The organism is Paracoccus ferrooxidans (assembly GCF_029909815.1).
Classification (GTDB): Bacteria; Pseudomonadota; Alphaproteobacteria; order Rhodobacterales; family Rhodobacteraceae; genus Paracoccus; species Paracoccus versutus.
Genome location: NZ_CP038198.1, coordinates 882,602 through 900,657, shown reverse-complemented (window position 1 = coordinate 900,657; position 18,056 = coordinate 882,602). Strand labels below are relative to the sequence as shown.

General features: G+C 67.9%; 15 protein-coding genes and 3 pseudogenes. 6 read left to right on the top strand and 12 right to left on the bottom strand.

The features are described from left to right. Nucleotides 1–169: 169 nt before the first annotated feature. The 3 genes from metG to E3U26_RS04535 all read right to left on the bottom strand — a co-directional run bounded on the left by metG (nt 170) and on the right by E3U26_RS04535 (nt 3,043). Nucleotides 170–1,888 (bottom strand): methionine--tRNA ligase, encoded by a 1,719-nt coding sequence (metG, locus tag E3U26_RS04545; protein ID WP_449045054.1) that lies wholly within the window; start codon nt 1,886–1,888, stop codon nt 170–172. Between the two features lie 95 nt (nt 1,889–1,983). Beyond that, a complete protein-coding gene (locus E3U26_RS04540; protein ID WP_116222194.1) occupies nt 1,984–2,427 on the bottom strand; it encodes an NUDIX hydrolase in 444 nt (147 codons plus the stop codon). Between the two features lies 1 nt (nt 2,428). Continuing rightward, nucleotides 2,429–3,043: a GcrA family cell cycle regulator gene (locus E3U26_RS04535; RefSeq protein ID WP_072463668.1), complete on the bottom strand. Its 615-nt coding sequence runs from the start codon at nt 3,041–3,043 to the stop codon at nt 2,429–2,431. Between the two features lie 131 nt (nt 3,044–3,174). Here E3U26_RS04535 and E3U26_RS04530 point away from each other — a divergent pair, with 131 nt between their 5' ends. From E3U26_RS04530 to argF, 4 genes are all read left to right on the top strand, one after another. Continuing rightward, the gene (locus E3U26_RS04530) at nt 3,175–3,996 is read left to right on the top strand and encodes an ABC transporter permease (RefSeq protein ID WP_072463669.1); all 822 of its coding nucleotides are present in this window, start codon (nt 3,175–3,177) and stop codon (nt 3,994–3,996) included. 165 nt (nt 3,997–4,161) lie between these two features. Then, nucleotides 4,162–5,334, top strand: a complete 1,173-nt coding sequence (locus E3U26_RS04525) for an aspartate aminotransferase family protein (RefSeq protein ID WP_499105601.1) — start codon at nt 4,162–4,164, stop codon at nt 5,332–5,334. Next, on the top strand, nt 5,327–5,779 hold the full coding sequence (locus E3U26_RS04520; RefSeq protein WP_499105600.1) for a GNAT family N-acetyltransferase: 453 nt from the start codon (nt 5,327–5,329) through the stop codon (nt 5,777–5,779). The genes E3U26_RS04525 and E3U26_RS04520 overlap by 8 nt, the downstream gene beginning before the upstream one ends. A gap of 97 nt (nt 5,780–5,876) precedes the next feature. Next, the gene (gene argF / locus E3U26_RS04515) at nt 5,877–6,803 is read left to right on the top strand and encodes an ornithine carbamoyltransferase (RefSeq protein WP_114537279.1); all 927 of its coding nucleotides are present in this window, start codon (nt 5,877–5,879) and stop codon (nt 6,801–6,803) included. Between the two features lie 93 nt (nt 6,804–6,896). Here argF and E3U26_RS04510 read toward each other — a convergent pair whose 3' ends face one another. After that, on the bottom strand, nt 6,897–7,178 hold the full coding sequence (locus tag E3U26_RS04510) for a hypothetical protein (RefSeq protein WP_499105599.1): 282 nt from the start codon (nt 7,176–7,178) through the stop codon (nt 6,897–6,899). A 544-nt stretch (nt 7,179–7,722) separates the two neighbouring features. Here E3U26_RS04510 and E3U26_RS04505 point away from each other — a divergent pair. Then, nucleotides 7,723–7,863 (top strand): annotated as a pseudogene (locus E3U26_RS04505) (type VI secretion system contractile sheath small subunit); the annotation flags it as partial. 33 nt (nt 7,864–7,896) lie between these two features. On the opposite strand, the pseudogene E3U26_RS04500 reads toward E3U26_RS04505, so the two are convergent. Continuing rightward, nucleotides 7,897–8,344: pseudogene (locus E3U26_RS04500) on the bottom strand (hypothetical protein); the annotation flags it as partial. A 236-nt stretch (nt 8,345–8,580) separates the two neighbouring features. Between E3U26_RS04500 and E3U26_RS04495 the strand changes: the two are divergent. After that, nucleotides 8,581–8,772 (top strand): annotated as a pseudogene (locus E3U26_RS04495) (IS5/IS1182 family transposase); the annotation flags it as partial. 113 nt (nt 8,773–8,885) lie between these two features. Here E3U26_RS04495 and E3U26_RS04490 read toward each other — a convergent pair. The 7 genes from E3U26_RS04490 to xsc form a co-directional block, all read right to left on the bottom strand. Then, nucleotides 8,886–9,299: a hypothetical protein gene (locus E3U26_RS04490; protein WP_036760758.1), complete on the bottom strand. Its 414-nt coding sequence runs from the start codon at nt 9,297–9,299 to the stop codon at nt 8,886–8,888. Between the two features lie 12 nt (nt 9,300–9,311). After that, nucleotides 9,312–10,595 (bottom strand): sulfite oxidase, encoded by a 1,284-nt coding sequence (locus E3U26_RS04485; protein WP_499105597.1) that lies wholly within the window; start codon nt 10,593–10,595, stop codon nt 9,312–9,314. A gap of 207 nt (nt 10,596–10,802) precedes the next feature. Beyond that, on the bottom strand, nt 10,803–12,242 hold the full coding sequence (locus E3U26_RS04480) for an NAD(P)(+) transhydrogenase (Re/Si-specific) subunit beta (protein WP_499105596.1): 1,440 nt from the start codon (nt 12,240–12,242) through the stop codon (nt 10,803–10,805). A gap of 13 nt (nt 12,243–12,255) precedes the next feature. Next, nucleotides 12,256–13,830, bottom strand: coding sequence for an NAD(P) transhydrogenase subunit alpha (locus E3U26_RS04475; protein ID WP_499105776.1), 1,575 nt, complete (start codon nt 13,828–13,830; stop codon nt 12,256–12,258). A 28-nt stretch (nt 13,831–13,858) separates the two neighbouring features. Continuing rightward, nucleotides 13,859–14,845, bottom strand: a complete 987-nt coding sequence (locus E3U26_RS04470) for a phosphate acetyltransferase (protein WP_499105595.1) — start codon at nt 14,843–14,845, stop codon at nt 13,859–13,861. Nucleotides 14,846–14,848: 3 nt separating this feature from the next. Continuing rightward, a complete protein-coding gene (locus tag E3U26_RS04465) occupies nt 14,849–15,865 on the bottom strand; it encodes a YeiH family protein (protein WP_072462047.1) in 1,017 nt (338 codons plus the stop codon). Between the two features lie 213 nt (nt 15,866–16,078). Then, entirely contained in the window at nt 16,079–17,860 is a 1,782-nt protein-coding gene (xsc, locus tag E3U26_RS04460; protein WP_499105593.1) for a sulfoacetaldehyde acetyltransferase, read from the bottom strand. Nucleotides 17,861–18,056: the final 196 nt, after the last annotated feature.

Genomic DNA, 18,056 nt, shown 5'->3' with positions numbered 1-18,056 from the left:
GGTTTTTTGCCTGGGCCGAGAGGGCAAGGGGGATCGCCATGACCTGGGTAACTGCGGGCGATTAACCAGCCGCCATACCACGGGACAAGACGTCAGCCCGCCCGTGGAAAGGTTTGTGGCATGAATGCAACAAGCCTACGGCATTTTGTCGCAGGCCGTCGGGGTGATTTCAGCCGCGGATGCCCTTGAAGCGGTCCTGCCATTCGTCGCGGCTTTCGTCGCTGATCTTGGCGAACAGCACCTCGGGCACGGTGAAGGCGTGGCCGGCGGGCAGGGCCTCGAGTGCGGCGCGGACATCGTCCGGCCAGGTGCGGTCCTGGGTCCGCATCGCCGCCAGCATCGCATCGGCCGCAAAGGGGATGAAGGGCGCCGACAGCACCGCGTAAAGCCGGATCAGGTTCAGCCCCAGCCGCACCTGCATCGCCGCGCGGTCGGGGTCGGTCTTGAAGGTCGACCAGGGCGCCGCCGATTGCAGGTATTCGTTGCCCAGAACCCAGATCGCCCGCAGCTCGGCCGCCGACTTGCGGACCTCGACATGGTCCATGAAGCCTTCATAGGCGCGGACGCGGGCGGTCAGCGCCTCGACCAGCGCCTTTTCCTCGGGGCCGTAGCTGCCGCCCTCGGGGATGGTCTCGCCGAATTTCGAGCGGCAGAACTTGGTGATGCGGCTGACGAAATTGCCCAGCACGTCGGCCAGATCCTTGTTCACCGACTGCTGGAAATTCTCCCAGGTGAACTCGCTGTCGCCCGATTCGGGGGCGTGGGACAGAAGCCACCAGCGCCAGTAGTCGGCGGGCAGGATCGACAGCGCCTGGTCCATGAACACGCCGCGCCCCTGCGAGGTGCTGAACTGGCCGCCGTCATAGGTCAGGTAGTTGAAGCTTTTGATGTAATCGACCAGCTTCCAGGGCTCGCCCGAGCCGATGATCGTGGCCGGGAAGGACAGGGTGTGGAAGGGCACGTTGTCCTTGCCCATGAACTGGGTATAGGTCACGTCCCCGGCGCCCTCGTCCAGACGCCACCAGCGGCGCCAGGCGCTGTCGGGCTGGCCGCGCTTGTCGGCGCCCTCGGCGGTGGCGGCGATGTATTCGATGGGCGCGTCGAACCAGACGTAGAAGACCTTGCCCTCCATCCCCGGCCAGGGCTTGTCGCCCTTTTTCACCGGGATGCCCCAGTCGAGGTCGCGGGTGATGCCGCGGTCCTGCAGGCCGTCGCCGTCGTTCAGCCATTTCTTGGCGATCGAGGTGGTCAGGATCGGCCAGTCGGTCTTGCTGTCGATCCAGGTCGCGATCTGGTCCTTCAGCGCGCGCTGGCGCAGGTAGAGGTGCTTGGTCGCCCGCACCTCCAGGTTGGTCGAGCCGGAAATGGCCGAGCGCGGCTCGATCAGGTCGGTCGGGTCCAGCTGCTTGGTGCAGTTCTCGCACTGGTCGCCGCGGGCCTTGTCATAGCCGCAGTTGGGGCAGGTGCCCTCGATATAGCGGTCGGGCAGGAAGCGGCCGTCGTCGATGGAATAGACCTGCCGCTCCTCGACCTCGGCGATATAGCCGTTCTCGTCCAGCTTGCCGGCGAAATGCTGGGTCAGCACGTGGTTGCGTTCCGAGGACGAGCGGCCGAAATGGTCGAAGGACAGGCCGAAGTTGCGCGCGATTTCCGCCTGGATCTCGTGCATCTCGGCGCAATAGACGGCGACGGGCTTGCCGGCCTTGGCGGCGGCAAGTTCGGCCGGGGTGCCGTGTTCGTCGGTGGCGCAGATGAACATCACCTCGTGGTCGCGGCCCCGCAGGTAGCGGGCATAGAGATCCGCCGGAAGCTGCGAGCCGACGAGATTGCCGAGGTGCTTGATCCCGTTGATGTAAGGGATCGCCGAGGTGATGAGATGCCGCGCCATGATCCGGTCCTGTTGTTCTCTGGCGCTTCTTTATCCAGCACCGGCGGCGAAGGCCAGCGGTTCGCACGGTTTTCGCCGCGGGCCGGGCCGCGGGGTCAGCAGGAGGCGTCCCGGTAGGCCAGCGCCTTGCGGATGACATCGGGCACGCTGGCGCTGAGCGGCAGGCGGCCGGCCAGGATGTCGCCCACCGCCACCCAGCGCGCGTCCAGCGCATCATCCGCCGCCACCGGCTCGCCCGCGACATGGTCGCACAGCACCGCCGCCAGCAGGAAGTGAAAGCGCAGCGCGCCATCCGCGCCGCGCTCGATCACGTCGATATTGTCCAGATAGGCACGCGGCCGGCCGGTGACGCCGGTTTCCTCGGCCAGCTCGCGCACGGCGGCGTCAAGCGCGGTCTCGCCCGGCTCGACATGGCCGCCGGGGAAACCCCAAAGGCCCGCGTCGGGCGGGTTGCGGCGGCGCACCAGCAGCGCGCGGGCCGCGTCGCCGCAGCCGTCCAGCGTGACGGCCAGCGCGGCGAGCCGGGGGAAATCGGGCACCTCAGCGACGACGGTCGCGGCGCGAGCTCATCGGCTGGAAGGCCACGCCGACATGCGCCTCGCAATAGGGCTTGCCAGGCATCGAGGGCAGGCCGCAGAACCAGAACTTGTCGGTCGCCGGGTCGCCGATCGGCCATTTGCAGGTGCGCTCGGTCAGCTCCATCAGCGTCAGCTTGCGGGCGCGCTTCTCGACCTCGCGGACCGAGGCCAGCGCTTCGGGGCTGATCTCGTTGGCCGAGGGCTGCGGCGGCAGCGGCTGGCCGGCCGGCACGATGGGCCGGCGGTTGAAGCTGGCCGGCTGCGGCGCGGGTTCGGGTGCCGGCTCGGGCGCAGGGGCGGCCGCCGCGGCGGGCTTGGGCTGGGGCGCCGGTGCCGGCTCGGGCGCGGCGGGCCGCGGGTCAGGCGCGGGGGCGGCCGCGACGGCGGGCTTGGCGGCAACGGGTTCGGGCGCCGGGTCCGCGCCCTCTTCGGCGCGATTCGACAGGCCCAGGCGGTGGACCTTGCCGATCACCGCGTTGCGGGTCACGCCGCCCAGCTCCTTGGCGATCTGGCTGGCCGACTGGCCTTCGGCCCACATGCGTTTCAACGTCTCGACGCGCTCGTCGGTCCAGGACATGGCTTGCCTTTCCTGCACCGGGATGCGTCCCGGCGCTCTTCGTGCTAGTGGCTTCAATTCCGCAAGACCCGGCCTTAAATCCGGGGATAGCCAGATTTACCCATCCGAGCCCGCAAATTCAAGGAGCCCCGATGCAGCCGATCCAGTCCCGCCCCGGATTTCGCCAGATGGGCGTGCGCCGCTTTGGCCGGGTGAACTGGCTGGGCCTATACACGCTCAGCCGGCGCGAGATCATGCGCTTCCTCAGCGTCTGGCAGCAGACCATCTTCGCGCCGCTGATGACCTCGGCGCTGTTCGTGATCGTCTTTGCGCTGGCGCTGGGGCAAAACCGGGGCGAGGTGATGGGCCTGCCCTACCTGGCCTTCCTGGGGCCCGGCATCCTGATGATGACGGTGATCCAGAACGCCTTCGCCAATACCTCCTCCAGCATCATCTCGGCCAAGATGCAGGGCAATATCGTCGATACGCTGATGCCGCCCCTGTCGGCGGGCGAGATCCTGGCAGGCTACCTGACCGGGGCGGTGACGCGGGCGCTGATCGTCGCCGCCGCCATCGCCACCGGCATGGCGCTGGTTCTGGGGCAGGGGGTGGCGCATCCCTTCTGGGCGCTGGCCTTCGTGGTGCTGGGCGCGTTGCTGATGGGCGGGCTGGGGCTGCTGGCCGCGATCGTGGCGCAGAAATTCGACCAGATGGCGGTCATCACCAATTTCATCGTCACGCCGCTGTCGTTCCTGTCGGGCACCTTCTATTCGGTCGAGGCGCTGCCCCAGCCGTTCCGGGCGCTGGCGCATTGGAACCCGATCTTCTACCTGATCGACGGCGCGCGCTACGGCATCGCCGGGGTTTCCGACGCGCCGGTGCTGCGCGGGCTGGCGGTCTGCGGGCTGGCCGTGGCGCTGGTGCTGTTCACCGCCTGGCGCTGGCTGGCCTCGGGCTATCGCATGAAGCCCTGAAATCCCCGTTGCACGGGGGCCGCTTCCGCGCTATGCGAACGGGCATGATCGCTCGGACCGCCCATATCGCCCGTCCCCGACGTTGACGCTTTCGACGTCCGATCCCGCCTGCCTTTCCGTCAGCCATGGTGCCGCCGCGCGGCCGTTCCCAGAGAGGGTAACTCCATGATTTCGCATGTCCTGCCGACCTATAACCGCGCCCCCATCGCCTTCGAGCGGGGCGAGGGCTCCTGGGCCATCGCGACGGACGGGACGCGATACCTGGACCTGGGCGCGGGCATCGCGGTGAATGCGCTGGGTCATGCCAATCCCGACCTGGTCGCCGCGCTGACCGAACAGGCGGGCCGGATCTGGCATGTCTCGAACCTCTACCAGATCCCCGAGCAGGAAAGGCTCGCCGATTTGCTGGTCGAGCATACCTTTGCCGACACCGCCTTCATCACCAACTCCGGCACCGAGGCCGCGGAACTGGCGATCAAGATGGTGCGCAAGTATTGGAGCGAGCAGGGCGACCCCGACCGCTACGAGATCCTGACCTTCGAGGGCGCTTTCCACGGCCGCTCCACCGGCGCCATCGCGGCGGCGGGTTCGGAAAAGATGGTCAAAGGCTTCGGCCCGCTGATGCCCGGTTTCCGGCAATTGCCCTGGGGCGACATGGAGGCGCTGAAGGCCGCCATCTCGGACCGCACCGCCGCCGTCATGCTGGAGCCGGTGCAGGGCGAGGGCGGCATCCGTCCGCTGACCGACGCCGACCTGGCAGCGATCCGCGCGCTTTGCGACCAGACCGGCGCGCTGCTGGTGCTGGACGAGGTGCAATCGGGCATGGGCCGCACCGGCAAGCTGTTCGCGCATGAATATGCCGGCATCACCCCCGACATCATGATGATCGCCAAGGGCATCGGCGGCGGCTTCCCGCTGGGTGCGGTGGTGGCGACCGAAAAGGCGGCTGCCGGCATGGTGGCGGGCACGCATGGCTCGACCTATGGCGGCAACCCCCTGGCCTGCGCGGTGGGCGCCAAGGTGATGGAGATCATCGCCCAGCCCGAATTCCTGGCCGAGGTGAACCGCAAGGCCGCGCTTTTCCGGCAGAAGCTGGAGGGGCTGGTGGCGGCGCATCCCGAGGTCTTCGAAACGGTGCGCGGCCAGGGGCTGATGCTGGGCCTGAAATGCAAGGTCGCGCCGGGCGATCTGGTCAATGCCGGCTATGCCGAGCGCATCCTGACCGTGGCCGCGGCCGACAACACCCTGCGCCTGCTGCCGCCGCTGACCATCAGCGATGCGGAGATCGCCGAGGCGGTCGCCCGGCTGGACCGGGCCGCCGGCAGGCTGGATGGATAGGTTCGGCTTCCGGCCGGTCACGCGCGCCGACCTGCCCATGCTGGCGGATTGGCTGCGCCAGCCCGAGGTCGCGCGCTGGTGGCGCGGGGCCGAGGCGGAGCTGGCCGGGATCGCTGAGGATCTGGACGAGCCGGCGATGCGGCAGGTCATCGCCTATGCCCAGTATTACCCGGCGCATCACTGGGGCGCCCCGCATTTCGCCGGCCTGCCCGGCGATGCGCTGGCGATCGACTGCTTTTCCGGCCCCCAGGGGTTCGGCCACGGCGGGCTTTGGCTGCGCGCCCTGTCCGACGCATTGCTGGCCGAGGCGCCGGTCCTGGTCATCGACCCCGAGTCGGGAAACCTGCGCGCGATCCGCGCCTATGAAAAGGCCGGCTTCCGCGGCGAGGAACTGCGCCCCTCGGAAGACGGAACCCTGGCGCGCATCATGACGCGGCACCGATGAGGAGAGGTCGATTTCCGCCACGACGCGGGGCCTTTGGCCTTGACCTCCCCCAGGCAAAGCGGCTTGCTTGCCAGATCAATCCGAAAGACAGTCACAAATGAACAGTTTCCTCGACATCCATACCACCGACAAGGCAGACCTGCGCGGCATGATCGACGCTGCGCGCCGGATGAAGGATGCGCGCAACGGCCAGCCCAAGGGTGCGCCCGACGCCGATTTGCCGCTCAGGAACCGCATGGTGGCGCTGATCTTCGAAAAGCCCTCGACCCGGACCCGCGTCAGCTTCGACCTGGGCGTGCGGCAGATGGGCGGGCAGACCATGGTCCTCTCCGGCAGCGAGATGCAGCTGGGCCACGGCGAGACCATCGCCGATACCGCACGGGTGCTGTCGCGCTATGTGGACCTGATCATGATCCGCACCTTCGAAGAGGCGACGCTGCTGGAGATGGCCGAATATGCCAGCGTCCCGGTGATCAACGGGCTGACGAACCGCACCCACCCCTGCCAGATCATGGCCGACGTGATGACTTTCGAGGAACATCGCGGCCCCATCGCCGGCAGGAAGGTGGTCTGGTCGGGCGACGGCAACAATGTCTGCTGCTCGCTGATCCATGCCGCCGGGCAGTTCGGCTATGACTTCACCTTTACCGGCCCGCCGACGCTGGACCCCGAGCGCGAGGCGCTGGACTTCGCCCGCGCCCAGGGCGTGCAGGCGGTGATCGAGCGCGACCCGGCCAAGGCGGTCGAGGGCGCCGACCTGGTGGTGACGGATACCTGGGTGTCGATGCACGACCCGCAATCGGCGCGCGAGCGGCGTCACAACCAGTTGCGTCCCTACCAGGTGAACGAGGCGCTGATGGCGCGCGCCAAGCCCGATGCGCTGTTCATGCATTGCCTGCCCGCGCATCGCGACGACGAGGCGACGAGCGCGGTGATGGACGGCCCGAACTCGGTCATCTTCGACGAGGCCGAGAACCGGCTGCATGCGCAAAAGGCCGTCATGCGCTGGTGCCTGGGGCTTTGATCCGTCCGCCCGAACGTCCGCGCCCTTCGGAGCATGGACCTTTGCAGCGGGGGGGCCTGGGGCGCGGGATGGCGGGCGTGCTTCTCGGATGCATCAGCATTTTATGCGGGCGGGCGACTTTCCCAAACAGGTGCTGGGGAGTTTCGCGTTGACCGTGCATATTCGTCCGCGCCCGCCGGATGCGCTGAAACGCTGGTTCGAGCACTCCCGAGCGATGTCCGAAATCACGGCCATCTCCTGCTGGAGCAGCGCTGCGACCGCGACGACGGGCTGATAGCTGATCTCGTCGGCTATCTCGAATCCGCCCCTGCCGATGCGCGCCTTCTTCCATGAGCAGATGGGGATCGACCCCATCCCGACGCCGACGAGGCTCACGCGACCTATCCCTCCTGACTGCCCTCGATCACGCGGGACGGGGCGCTGACCGGGCATTACGGCGGCCACGACCGGAAGATTTGAGCCTTCCTGTTCCGATAGCATGAGGATGCCGAGGCTTGTCTCTTCGCGCTGGTGCGTGCCGAGGAGCGCAAGCGCGAGGGCCACGGCCGCCGCGGGTCGGACTTCCTGCGCCTGACGAAGCAGGCGAGGTGATCCGGTTCATCGTTATCGAAGCTGAGTCGGCGACATGATCGCCGGAAGCGTCGGAAGGCGTCCTGCCCATGGGAAGATGCGGTGCAAGCGCGCAGGGGCGGGCAACTGGCTGCATGCCATCGTATGCCATATGTGTTGTATATTTATGCAGTTATCTTCAGTATGACGACAATATGTAGCGTTTCCTTCGATCTGCCCATAGGCGAGCGGATGGGTGCGGATCAACAGGAAAGTCGGGCTTCGTGCAACTCAAGGCCGACTTGCTGGCACGTTAACTATCGTTATGCGCATGCACGGGTTCCGAGGAGATGTGTAATGGTTATTGGGCGTGTCGGTCGCTCCCAAGGAGCGTATCAACGCCAAGTTCGTCCCCGGAACCGGCGATCGGCAAGCAGAGGTTGAACTGCCTCTGAAGATGGTGGTTCTCGGCGACTTCACAGCGCGGCCCGACGAAACCGGGCTTGAAGAGCGCAAGGCGGTTTCGATCGACAAGAATTCCTCCTGCAGCGTGATGGCCCAAATGAACCTCCCAGATCGTGCGATCGCGAAGCTCCGGGTACGGATGCGACCTGGCCCATGCAACACAGCGGTCCTCGCGCCAGGCATTGAGTTCGGCATGGCTCTTGAACTTCGGTCGAGGCACGAAGAACCGCCGCCGGACAACGCCGACCTGGTTCTCGACCTGTCCCTGCGCCAGCGGGCTCGAACCGATGGCGCCACGCAGGCGCAGTCCCAGCCAGAGGCCGGGGTGCAGGGCCGTTCATTGAGGCGCCATTGGTTCAAGCCCCAGGGACGGCGGCTCGACCAGATAGTGCCCGCATATCTGCCGGAGTGAGCCTGTGAACGCCAGCGGTTCGAGAGAACAGGCGAACGCGATTGCAGGCGCGGTCGCGGCCGACGAAGATCGTATCCACCGCCGTCTTCATGTTGTCGTAGATCCCACGAGCGCAGCCCCGAAGAAGACTCCCGGCAGATCTGCTTGATCGTCTTCTGCTCCTGGAAATCCGCCCGACGGATCTTCGCAACTCTCTCCACAACCAGCATCCCGCACTGTGCCCCCGATGACTACGGGGGCATCATGACCATCAGTGTAAAGGGGGGGCTGTTTGGCAAGCCGATCACCCCCGTTACGGGGGCAGTTGGCCATGCCGGCTTACACACCGCCGGGAAACGCTTTGGCGACACCTGCATCTCGGGCCGGAAGTCTGGCGGCAAGCCCGTCAAACACGATAAGCGACGCTGCAGATGCCGAAACAGGATCGAGAGATCCCGTTTCGGCAGACTCGAGGACTGGCGACGGGTCGTCACCCGTTATGACCGCTGCCCGAAGGTCTCCCTCTCCGCCCTAGCCTTCGCGACCATGATCTTCTGGACCTGACCCGAGAGCCTGTCCTGACCCTAGGCCTGGGGATCGACTGTGGCGTTCAGCTTGGCCGTTTTGATCAGCCTGCAGGCGATGGCAGCGGCCTTTAAGCGTCCGCCCCCATCTCCTTACCTCTCGGATGAGAAGTTTGCCTTGAGATAGGCCAGGATCAGCGCCTTGGTTTCCGGCTCGGGCTCGACCATGCCCTGCGCCTCGACCATCCAGCGCCACAGCTCGTCCCAGCGATGGTCGGTGACGCGCTGCTGCTTGATGATCTCGGTCGAATGGCAGGCGACGCATTGGTAATAGGTCTCCTCGGCGCCCGCTCCGTCGGGCAGGCCGCCGAATTCCTCGTTCCCCGCCCGCGCCTCGCCCGCATCCGCCTTGGCACGGATCGCCGTCATCGGGTCGAGCGGGTTCGCGCCGGCGGGCCGGCCCGCCAGCGCCTGCATCGGGTCAAGCCTGGCCTCGGCCACGGCCTGCCCGGCGCCAAGCACCAGCACGGCCAGGGTCGCAGCCACGGTCGTCAGAATAATGCGCATCGCGATCACCCCTCACCCGACCGCGACCAGCGCGATGCGGTGCTGGATGTTGTTGGCATAGCCGCGCGGGTTCCAGACCGGCGACAGCGGCGGCTGGCCGATGCCGTCCTGGTCGGTGGCCCGCGCCCAGACCTCGTAATAGCCATGCTGCGGCAGGGTCAGCGTCGCGCGCCAGCGCTGCCAGGCAAAGCGGTTCGGCGCCGGCTCCAGCCCGGCCTCCTGCCAGGTCTGGCCGAAATCCAGCGAGACATGCACCGCGGCCACGTCGCCCTTGCCGCACCAGGCATGGCCGCGGACCTCGACCGCCTCGCCCGCCTTCACCTCGGCGCCGGTCTGCGGGAAGGTGACGATGGACTTCACCGGCATCTCGGTCAGCACCACCATGTCCTCCTCGGGCACCTCGGTGCCGGGGGCGACCGGATAGGCCGGGATGCGATAGGAATCGCCGGTCATCTTGGCGCCGTCATGTTCCCTGTCGCGGACCCGGATGCGGTCGAGGTATTTCTGCGAGGCCGAGGCCGGATAGCCCGGCACCACCAGCCGCAGCGGAAAGCCGTGCAGCGCCGGCAAGGGTTCGCCGTTCATCGCCCAGGCGATGACCGCGTCCTCCTCCAGCGCCTTTTCGATCGGCACCCCGCGCGAGATCACCTCCTTCTCCTCGTCGCCGCTCAGATGCACGTCGTTGCCGTAATGCCCGGTATAGACGGCGCTTTCCTTGACGCCCGCCGCCTTCAGCACGTCGGCCAGCCGCACCCCGGTCCATTCCGGGCAGCCGACCGCGCCGACGGTCCATTGGTTGCCCGAGGTTCCGGGCTGGAAGAAGGCCCGGCCGTTGCCGCCGCATTCGATCACCAGCCGGCGGGTGACGGTCTCGAAGCGCGACTTCAGATCGTCGATGGTCAGCTCCAGCGGGGTCTCGACCTCGCCGTCCACGGTCAGCACCCAGCCCTCGGCGTCCTGGTCCAGCGCCGTCTGCGGCACGAGGCCGTTCATGCGGATGAACAGCCGCTCATAGGGGGTGACGTCGTCGTCCAGCAGATGCGCCGGGGTCTCGGCGTTCAGCGGCCGGTCGCCCAGCACGATGAGCCCCTGCTTGCCGGCCATCAGGTCCAGGCCGGTATCCTGGGCCAGGGCGGCGGGCACGAAGCCGGCGGGCAGGTTGCGCTCGAACGGGACGGCCATGCCCAGCATGGCGCCAAGCGCGGACAGCCCCGTCGTTTTCAGAAAGCGTCGCCGCGATCCGCTCGGGGCCTCGGCATCCTGCGGGATCGAGGTGGAATCGGTTCTATCGGACATGGGTTTCCTCCGTGGCTTGGTGCGCTTTGCGCGCAACCGGCTGTCCGCAAGGCCCTCCTCCAGGACGCGCCTTGCAACTTCATTTCGGGAAAGCATTGCTCACCGGCAAAGCCATAACAACAGCAACTCTTTGTGTTTATTGGAATATATCGGAGACACCTGAGGGCATCGAGCTGCATCGCCGCCACCAACAGCGAGATCGGCCGCTCACTCGATCATGGGCAGGAGCTGGTCGATGGATTTCTTGGCGTCGCCGTAGAACATGCGGGTGTTTTCCTTGTAGAACAGCGGGTTCTCGATGCCCGAATAGCCGGTGCCCTGGCCGCGCTTGGAGACGAACACCTGCTTGGCCTTCCACACCTCCAGCACCGGCATGCCCGCGATCGGCGAGTTCGGGTCCTCCTGCGCCGCCGGGTTCACGATGTCGTTCGAGCCGATCACGATCGCCACGTCGGTCGAGGGGAAATCATCGTTGATCTCGTCCATCTCCAGCACGATGTCGTAGGGCACCTTGGCCTCGGCCAGAAGCACGTTCATGTGCCCCGGCAGACGCCCCGCCACCGGGTGGATGGCAAAGCGCACGTTCTTGCCGCGCGCCCGCAGCTTGCGCGTCAGCTCGCTGACCGATTGCTGCGCCTGCGCCACCGCCATGCCGTAGCCCGGCACGATGACGATCTCGTCCGCCTCGTTCAGCGCCGCCGCCACGCCGTCGGCGTCGATCGCCACCTGCTCGCCCTCGATCTCCATCGCCGGGCCCGCCTCGCCGCCGAAGCCGCCCAGGATCACGCTGACGAAGTTGCGGTTCATCGCCTTGCACATGATGTAGCTCAGGATCGCACCGGACGAGCCGACCAGCGCGCCCACCACGATCAGGAGGTCGTTGCCCAGGGTGAAGCCGATCGCCGCCGCCGCCCAGCCGGAATAGCTGTTCAGCATCGACACCACCACCGGCATGTCGGCGCCGCCGATGCCCATGATCAGGTGATAGCCGATGAAGAAGGCCAGCAGCGTGATCAGCACCAGCCACAGCACCGGCGCCCCGGCGGTGCAGTAAAGGATCACCGACAAGAGCGACAGCGCCGCCGCCCCCGCGTTCAGCATGTGCCCGCCCGGCAGCTTCCTGGGCTTGCCGTCGATCTTGCCGGCGAGCTTGCCGAAGGCCACGATCGAGCCGGTGAAGGTCACCGCGCCGATGAAGATCCCCAGCGCCACCTCGACCTTGAGCATGGCGATCTCGGCCGGGGTCTTGTGCGCCAGCACCGCGGCGAAGCCGTGGAACTCGGCCGCCGCGTCGGCGGCGCGGGCGCGCAGCACCCGCGAGAGCTCGAACTGGGCGTTGAAGCCGATCAGCACCGCCGCCAGGCCGACCAGGCTGTGCATGGCCGCGACCAGCTGCGGCATCTCGGTCATCTGCACCCGCTTGGCCACGACCCAGCCGATGGCGCCGCCGATGGCCAGCATGACCAGCGTCAGCCCCCAGTTGCCGTAGCCCGGCCCGATCAGCGTCGCGACCACCGCCAGCGCCATGGCCGCGATGCCGTACCAGACCGCGCGCTTGGCGCTTTCCTGGCCCGAAAGCCCGCCCAGGGACAGGATGAACAGCACGGCCGCGACCACATAGGCGGCGGTGGTGAATCCGTATTCCATGCGCCCTCTCCCCTTACGACTTCTGGAACATGGCGAGCATCCGGCGCGTGACCAGGAAGCCGCCGAAGATGTTGACGCCCGCCATCAGCACCGACAGCGCCGCCAGCACCACCACCAGCCAGCCGCCCGAGCCGATCTGCAGAAGCGCGCCGACGATGATGATCGACGAGATCGCGTTGGTGATCGCCATCAGGGGCGTGTGCAGCGAATGGCTGACGTTCCAGATCACCTGGAAGCCGACGAAGACCGCCAGCACGAAGACGATGAAATGCGACAGGAAGCTCGCGGGCGCGAACAGCCCCACCAGCAGCATCGCCGCCGCGCCCGCGCCGAGCAGCGTGACCTGGCTGCGGGTCTGGGCGCGGAAGGCGGCGATCTCCTGCGCGCGCCGTTCCTCGGGGGTCGGCTCCCTGGGCTTCTCGCGCGGCTTCTGGGCGGCGATGGCCGCGACCCTGGGCGGCGGCGGCGGCCAGGTCACGTCGCCGTCATGGGCGACGGTGGCGCCGCGGATCACGTCGTCCTCCATGTTCTGCACGATGACGCCGTCCTTGCCCGGCGTCAGGTCCGAGAGCATGTGGCGGATGTTGTTGCCATAAAGCTCCGAGGCTTGCGCGCCCATCCTCGACGGGAAGTCGGTATAGCCGATGATGACCACGCCGTTTTCCGTGACGATGCGCTCGTCCGGCACGGTCAGCTCGCAATTGCCGCCGCGCTCGGCCGCCAGGTCGACGATGACCGAGCCGGTCTTCATCGCCGCGACCATGTCGCGGGTCCAGAGCTTGGGCGCATCGCGGCCGGGGATCAGCGCCGTGGTGATGACGATGTCCATCCCGGGCGCCAGTTCGCGGAACTTCTCGAGCTGCTTTTCCCGGAACTCGGGGCTCGAGGGCGCGGCATAGCCGCCGGTCGCGGCCCCGTCCTGCACCTGGTCCTGGAAGTCCAGGTAGACGAATTCCGCGCCCATGGATTCGATCTGCTCGGCCACCTCGGGGCGCACGTCGAAGGCATGGACCTGCGCGCCCAGGCTGACCGCCGCGCCGATGGCGGCAAGCCCGGCGACGCCGGCGCCCACCACCAGCACCTTGGCCGGCGGCACCTTGCCCGCCGCCGTCACCTGGCCGGTGAAGAAGCGGCCGAAGTTGTTCGCCGCCTCGATCACCGCCCGGTAGCCGGCGATATTGGCCATCGAGGACAGCGCGTCCATCTTCTGCGCGCGGCTGATGCGCGGCACCATGTCCATGGCGATGGCGGTGACGCCCTGCTCGCGCGCCAGCTCCAGGAGGTCGGGGTTCTGCGCCGGCCAGAAATGCGAGATCAGGGTCTGCCCGCGCCGCATCTGCCGCAGTTCGGCCTCGCTCGGCGGCCGGACCTTGACCACCACCTCCACCGCCCCGACCAGCGCCGCGGCATTGGGATGCACGGCGACGCCCGCCGCCTCGTAGGCCGCATCCGAAAACCCCGCACGAACCCCCGCGCCCGTCTCGACATGCACGTCATGCCCCAGCTTGCGCAGATGCCCCGCAGAGGACGGAGTGATGGCGACCCGAGCCTCCCCCTCAAAAATCTCCTTCAATCCGCCGATCTTCACAAGGCCACCTCCCATTTGGTTTCTTATCCTACATGGCTGAAAAACGACATTGCCCGAGCTTTGCTGTCTGGACGGCTGTTACGGCTGCTGCGTCGACGATGTCTTTGACGGAGCATCCTCGCGAGAGGTCGTTTGCGGGTTTTGCCAGTCCCTGCAGGATGGGCCCGATGGCGGTGAGGCCGCCCAGGCGCTCGGCGATCTTGTAGCCGATATTGCCCGCGGCGAGGTCGGGAAAGACGAAGACGTTCGGCCGCCCCGACAGCCGGCTGGCCGGCGCCTTCCTCGCCCGGATCGCCTCGTCCAGCGCGGCGTCGAACTGCATCTCGCCATCCACCTCGAGATCCGGGGCCGCGGCGCGGATCAGCGCCAGCGCCTCGCGCAGCCGGCCGAGGCTCGGGTGGTCGGCCGAGCCCGCGGTCGAGAAGGACAGCAGCGCCACCCGCGGCTCCTCGGCCAGCAGCCGGCGGCAGCTTTCGGCGGCCGAAAGCGCGATGGCGGCGAGCTCCTGCGCGTCGGGCTGGATCACCAGCCCGCAATCGGCAAAGATCATGCCGCCCCTGATCGGCGCGCCCGGCCCGCAGGACAGCATCAGGAAAAAGCTCGACACGATGCCGGCATCGGGCGCCCGGCCGATGATCTGCAACGCGGCGCGGACGGTGTCGGCGGTGGTGGCGACGGCGCCGCCCAGCGTGCCGTCGGCCTGGCCCAGCCGCACCCGCATCGCCGCCTGGCGGATCGGGTCGCGCATCTCGGCCAGCGCGCGTTCGCCGGTCATGCCCCTGGCCGCGCGCATGCGGTGCCAATGGTCGGCCAGTTCCGCCAGGTCGGGCGCGCCGGCCGGGTCGATGCGGCGGGCGCCGGGGATCTCGGGCCCGCCCATCAGGGTGACGCGCGCCAGCCCCTCGGCCAGCAGCCGGCGGGCGGCCTCGGCCACGCGCGGGTCGTCGCCCTCGGACAGGATGATGTGGCGGTCCAGCGCCTTGGCGGTCTGGTGGATGCGCTCGAGCGGTTTCATCTCTTACCCCAGGAAATGCAGGCCGGCGACGACGAAGACGCCCAGGAACACGGTCTCGGCCACGATCAGCCCGATGGCGCCGGCGCCGACCTCGAGCATCTTGCCGAGCGAGGTCTTGATGCCGACCGCGGCGATGGCGATCAGCAATGCCCAGCGGGACAGCTGCCCGGCGAAGTCCGAGACCGCCGGCGGCACCAGCCCCAGGCTGTTGAGCGTGGCGAGCGCGAGAAAGCCGATGACGAAGCCCGGCAGCAGCGGCGGCGCCTTGCCGCCCCGGCGGTCCGAAAGCCCGCGCGCCCGGATCGCCAGGGAAAAGCACAGCACCACCGGCGCCAGCATGGCGACGCGGATCAGCTTGACCAGGGTCGCGGTCTCGCCCGCCTCGGGGCCGATCGAGAAGCCGGCGCCGACCACCTGGGCGACGTCATGGATGGTGCCGCCCAGGAAGACGCCGGAATCGCGGGCGGTGAAGCCGAAAAGCCCGGCCAGCATCGGGTAGAGCACCATGGCCACGGTCGAAAGCACGGTGACGGAGAGCACGGTGAAGACCAGGTCGCGTTCGGATTTCTCGTGCCGGGGCAGGACGGCGGCGATGGCCATGGCCGCCGAGGCGCCGCAGATCGCCACCGAGCCGCCGGTCAGCAGCGCAAAGCGCCAGCCGCGGCCGGCCAGCCGGCTGGCGGCAAGGGCGAACAGGATGGTCAGCACCACGCCCGCCGCCACCAGCGCGATGGCGCCCGGCCCCAGCGCCGCCAGCATGCCGGCCGAGATGCGCGCGCCCAGAAGCGCCACCCCCAGCCGCAGCACGGTGCGCGCGGTAAAGGCGATGCCGGGGGCGGTGCGGGTGCCCTCCTCGGCCAGGAAGTTCAGCGCCAGGCCCAAAAGCAGCGCCATCAGCATGGCGGGGGCGCCGTAATGATCCGACAGGAACTGCGCCGTGGCCGCGACCAGCGCCGAGACGGCGAAGCCCGGAAAGGCTTCCTCGATCAGGCCGCGCGAAGGGATCATGGTGGAAATCATCGTCCTCACCGGGATGCGGGGATGGGCCGGGGCGCTTGTTGCTGCACGCCGGGGGGTGTCATGGGGGTCGCGGGCGGGGCGGGGGCGCCGAGGGGGGCTCTGCCCCCCTCGCGCTTGCGCGGCCCCTCGATGGGGCCGCGCAAGCGCCCCCCCGGGGTATTTGGGAAACGGAGAAAGGCAGGGGACGCCCCGGCCTTCCGCCGCCGCCCCGCCTCAGGCCGCGCCCTGCTGGGGGCGCATGTCGGCCGGGTCGATGCCGGCGACCACCACCGGCTTCTTCATCGCGTCGCGGCGGAAGGGCTCGCCCAGTTCCTGGTTCAGCAGCACCTCGATGAAGGTGGTCTCGCGGTTCTTCATCTGCCGCTCGACCGCATCGTGCAGCGCCGCGGTCAGTTCCTCCTGGCTCTTCACCTGCACGCCGACGAGCCCGCAGGCCTGGGCGATCTTCGCATAGGAGGTGTCGCGGTCCAGCTCGGTGCCGACGAAGTTGTTGTCGTACCACAGCGTGGTGTTGCGCTTTTCCGCCCCCCATTGGTAGTTGCGGAAGATCACCATGGTGATCGCCGGCCAGTCCTCGCGGCCGCAGGCGGTCATCTCGTTCATCGAGATGCCGAAGGCGCCGTCGCCGGCAAAGCCGATCACCGGCACGTCCGGATTGCCGATCTTGGCGCCCAGGATCGCCGGGAAGCCGTAGCCGCAGGGCCCGAACAGCCCCGGCGCCAGGTATTTCCGCCCGGCCTCGAAGCTCGGGTAGGCATTGCCGATGGCGCAGTTGTTGCCGATGTCCGAGCTGACGATCGCCTCCTTCGGCACCGCCTGCATGATCGCCCGCCAGGCCTGGCGCGGGCTCATCAGCCCGGCGTCGCGCCTGCGCGCGTCCTCGTTCCATTCGGTGCCGGGATCGTCCTCCTCGTGGTCCAGGCTCGACAGTTCCTGCGCCCAGCGGGACCTGGTCTGCGCCACCAGCGCCTTGCGTTCCGCCCGGCCGGCATCGCCGGCGGTGGGGGCAAGCTGCGCCAGGATGCCGCGCGCCACCTTGGCCGCGTCGCCCTGGATGCCGACCGTGACCTTCTTGGTCAGCCCGATGCGGTCGGCGTTGATATCGACCTGGATGATCCTGGCATCCTTCGGCCAGTAGTCGATGCCATAGCCCGGCAGGGTCGAGAACGGGTTCAAGCGCGTGCCCAGCGCCAGCACCACGTCGGCCCTGGCGATGATCTCCATCGCCGCCTTCGAGCCGTTGTAGCCCAAGGGGCCCATGGCCAGCGGGTGCGAGCCGGGGAAGCTGTCGTTGTGCTGGTAGTTCGAGCAGACCGGCGCATCCAGCCGCTCGGCCAGCCTGGCCAGCTCCGGGATCGCGCCCGACAGCACCACGCCGGCGCCCGACAGGATCACCGGGAACTCGGCCGCGGACAGCAGCTTTGCCGCCTCGGCCACCGCCTGCTCGCCGCCCGCGGGCCGCTCGAAGGCGACCACCTGCGGCAGCTCCACGTCGATGACCTGGGTCCAGAAGTCGCGCGGGATGTTGATCTGCGCCGGGGCCGAGTTGCGCCAGGCCTGCATGATCACCCGGTTCAAGACCTCGGGGATGCGCGAGGCGTCGCGCACCTCTTCCTGGTAGCAGACGCAATCGGCGAAGATGCGCATCTGCTCCATCTCCTGGAAGCCGCCCTGGCCGATGGTGCGGTTCGCCGCCTGCGGCGTGACCAAGAGCAGCGGGGTGTGGTTCCAGTAGGCGGTCTTGACCGGCGTGACGAAGCCGGTCACGCCGGGGCCGTTCTGCGCGATCGCCATCGACATCCGGCCGGTCGAGCGGGTGAACCCGTCCGCCATCATCCCGGCGTTCGTCTCGTGCGCGCAGTCCCAGAACGTGATCCCAGCCCTGGGAAACAGGTCCGACACAGGCATCATCGCAGAGCCGATGATCCCGAACGCATGCTCGATCCCGTGAAGCTGGAGAACTTTCACAAAAGACTCCTCAGTGGTCATTTTCATTTTATTTTCCTTGCATTTTCAGTATATTATCTAGAGGCGGCGCGCATAATTCGTGGCCTGACCAGGCCGGGAACATGCCGATCCCAAGGAAAGACATTTCGCATCGGCCCTGGCATCGATCGAACTGCTCCGGGTGATCCTTCGCATGCCATTTGGCTTGGCTTGGTTTGGCGTGGCGGGGGGATCGGACCTGCCC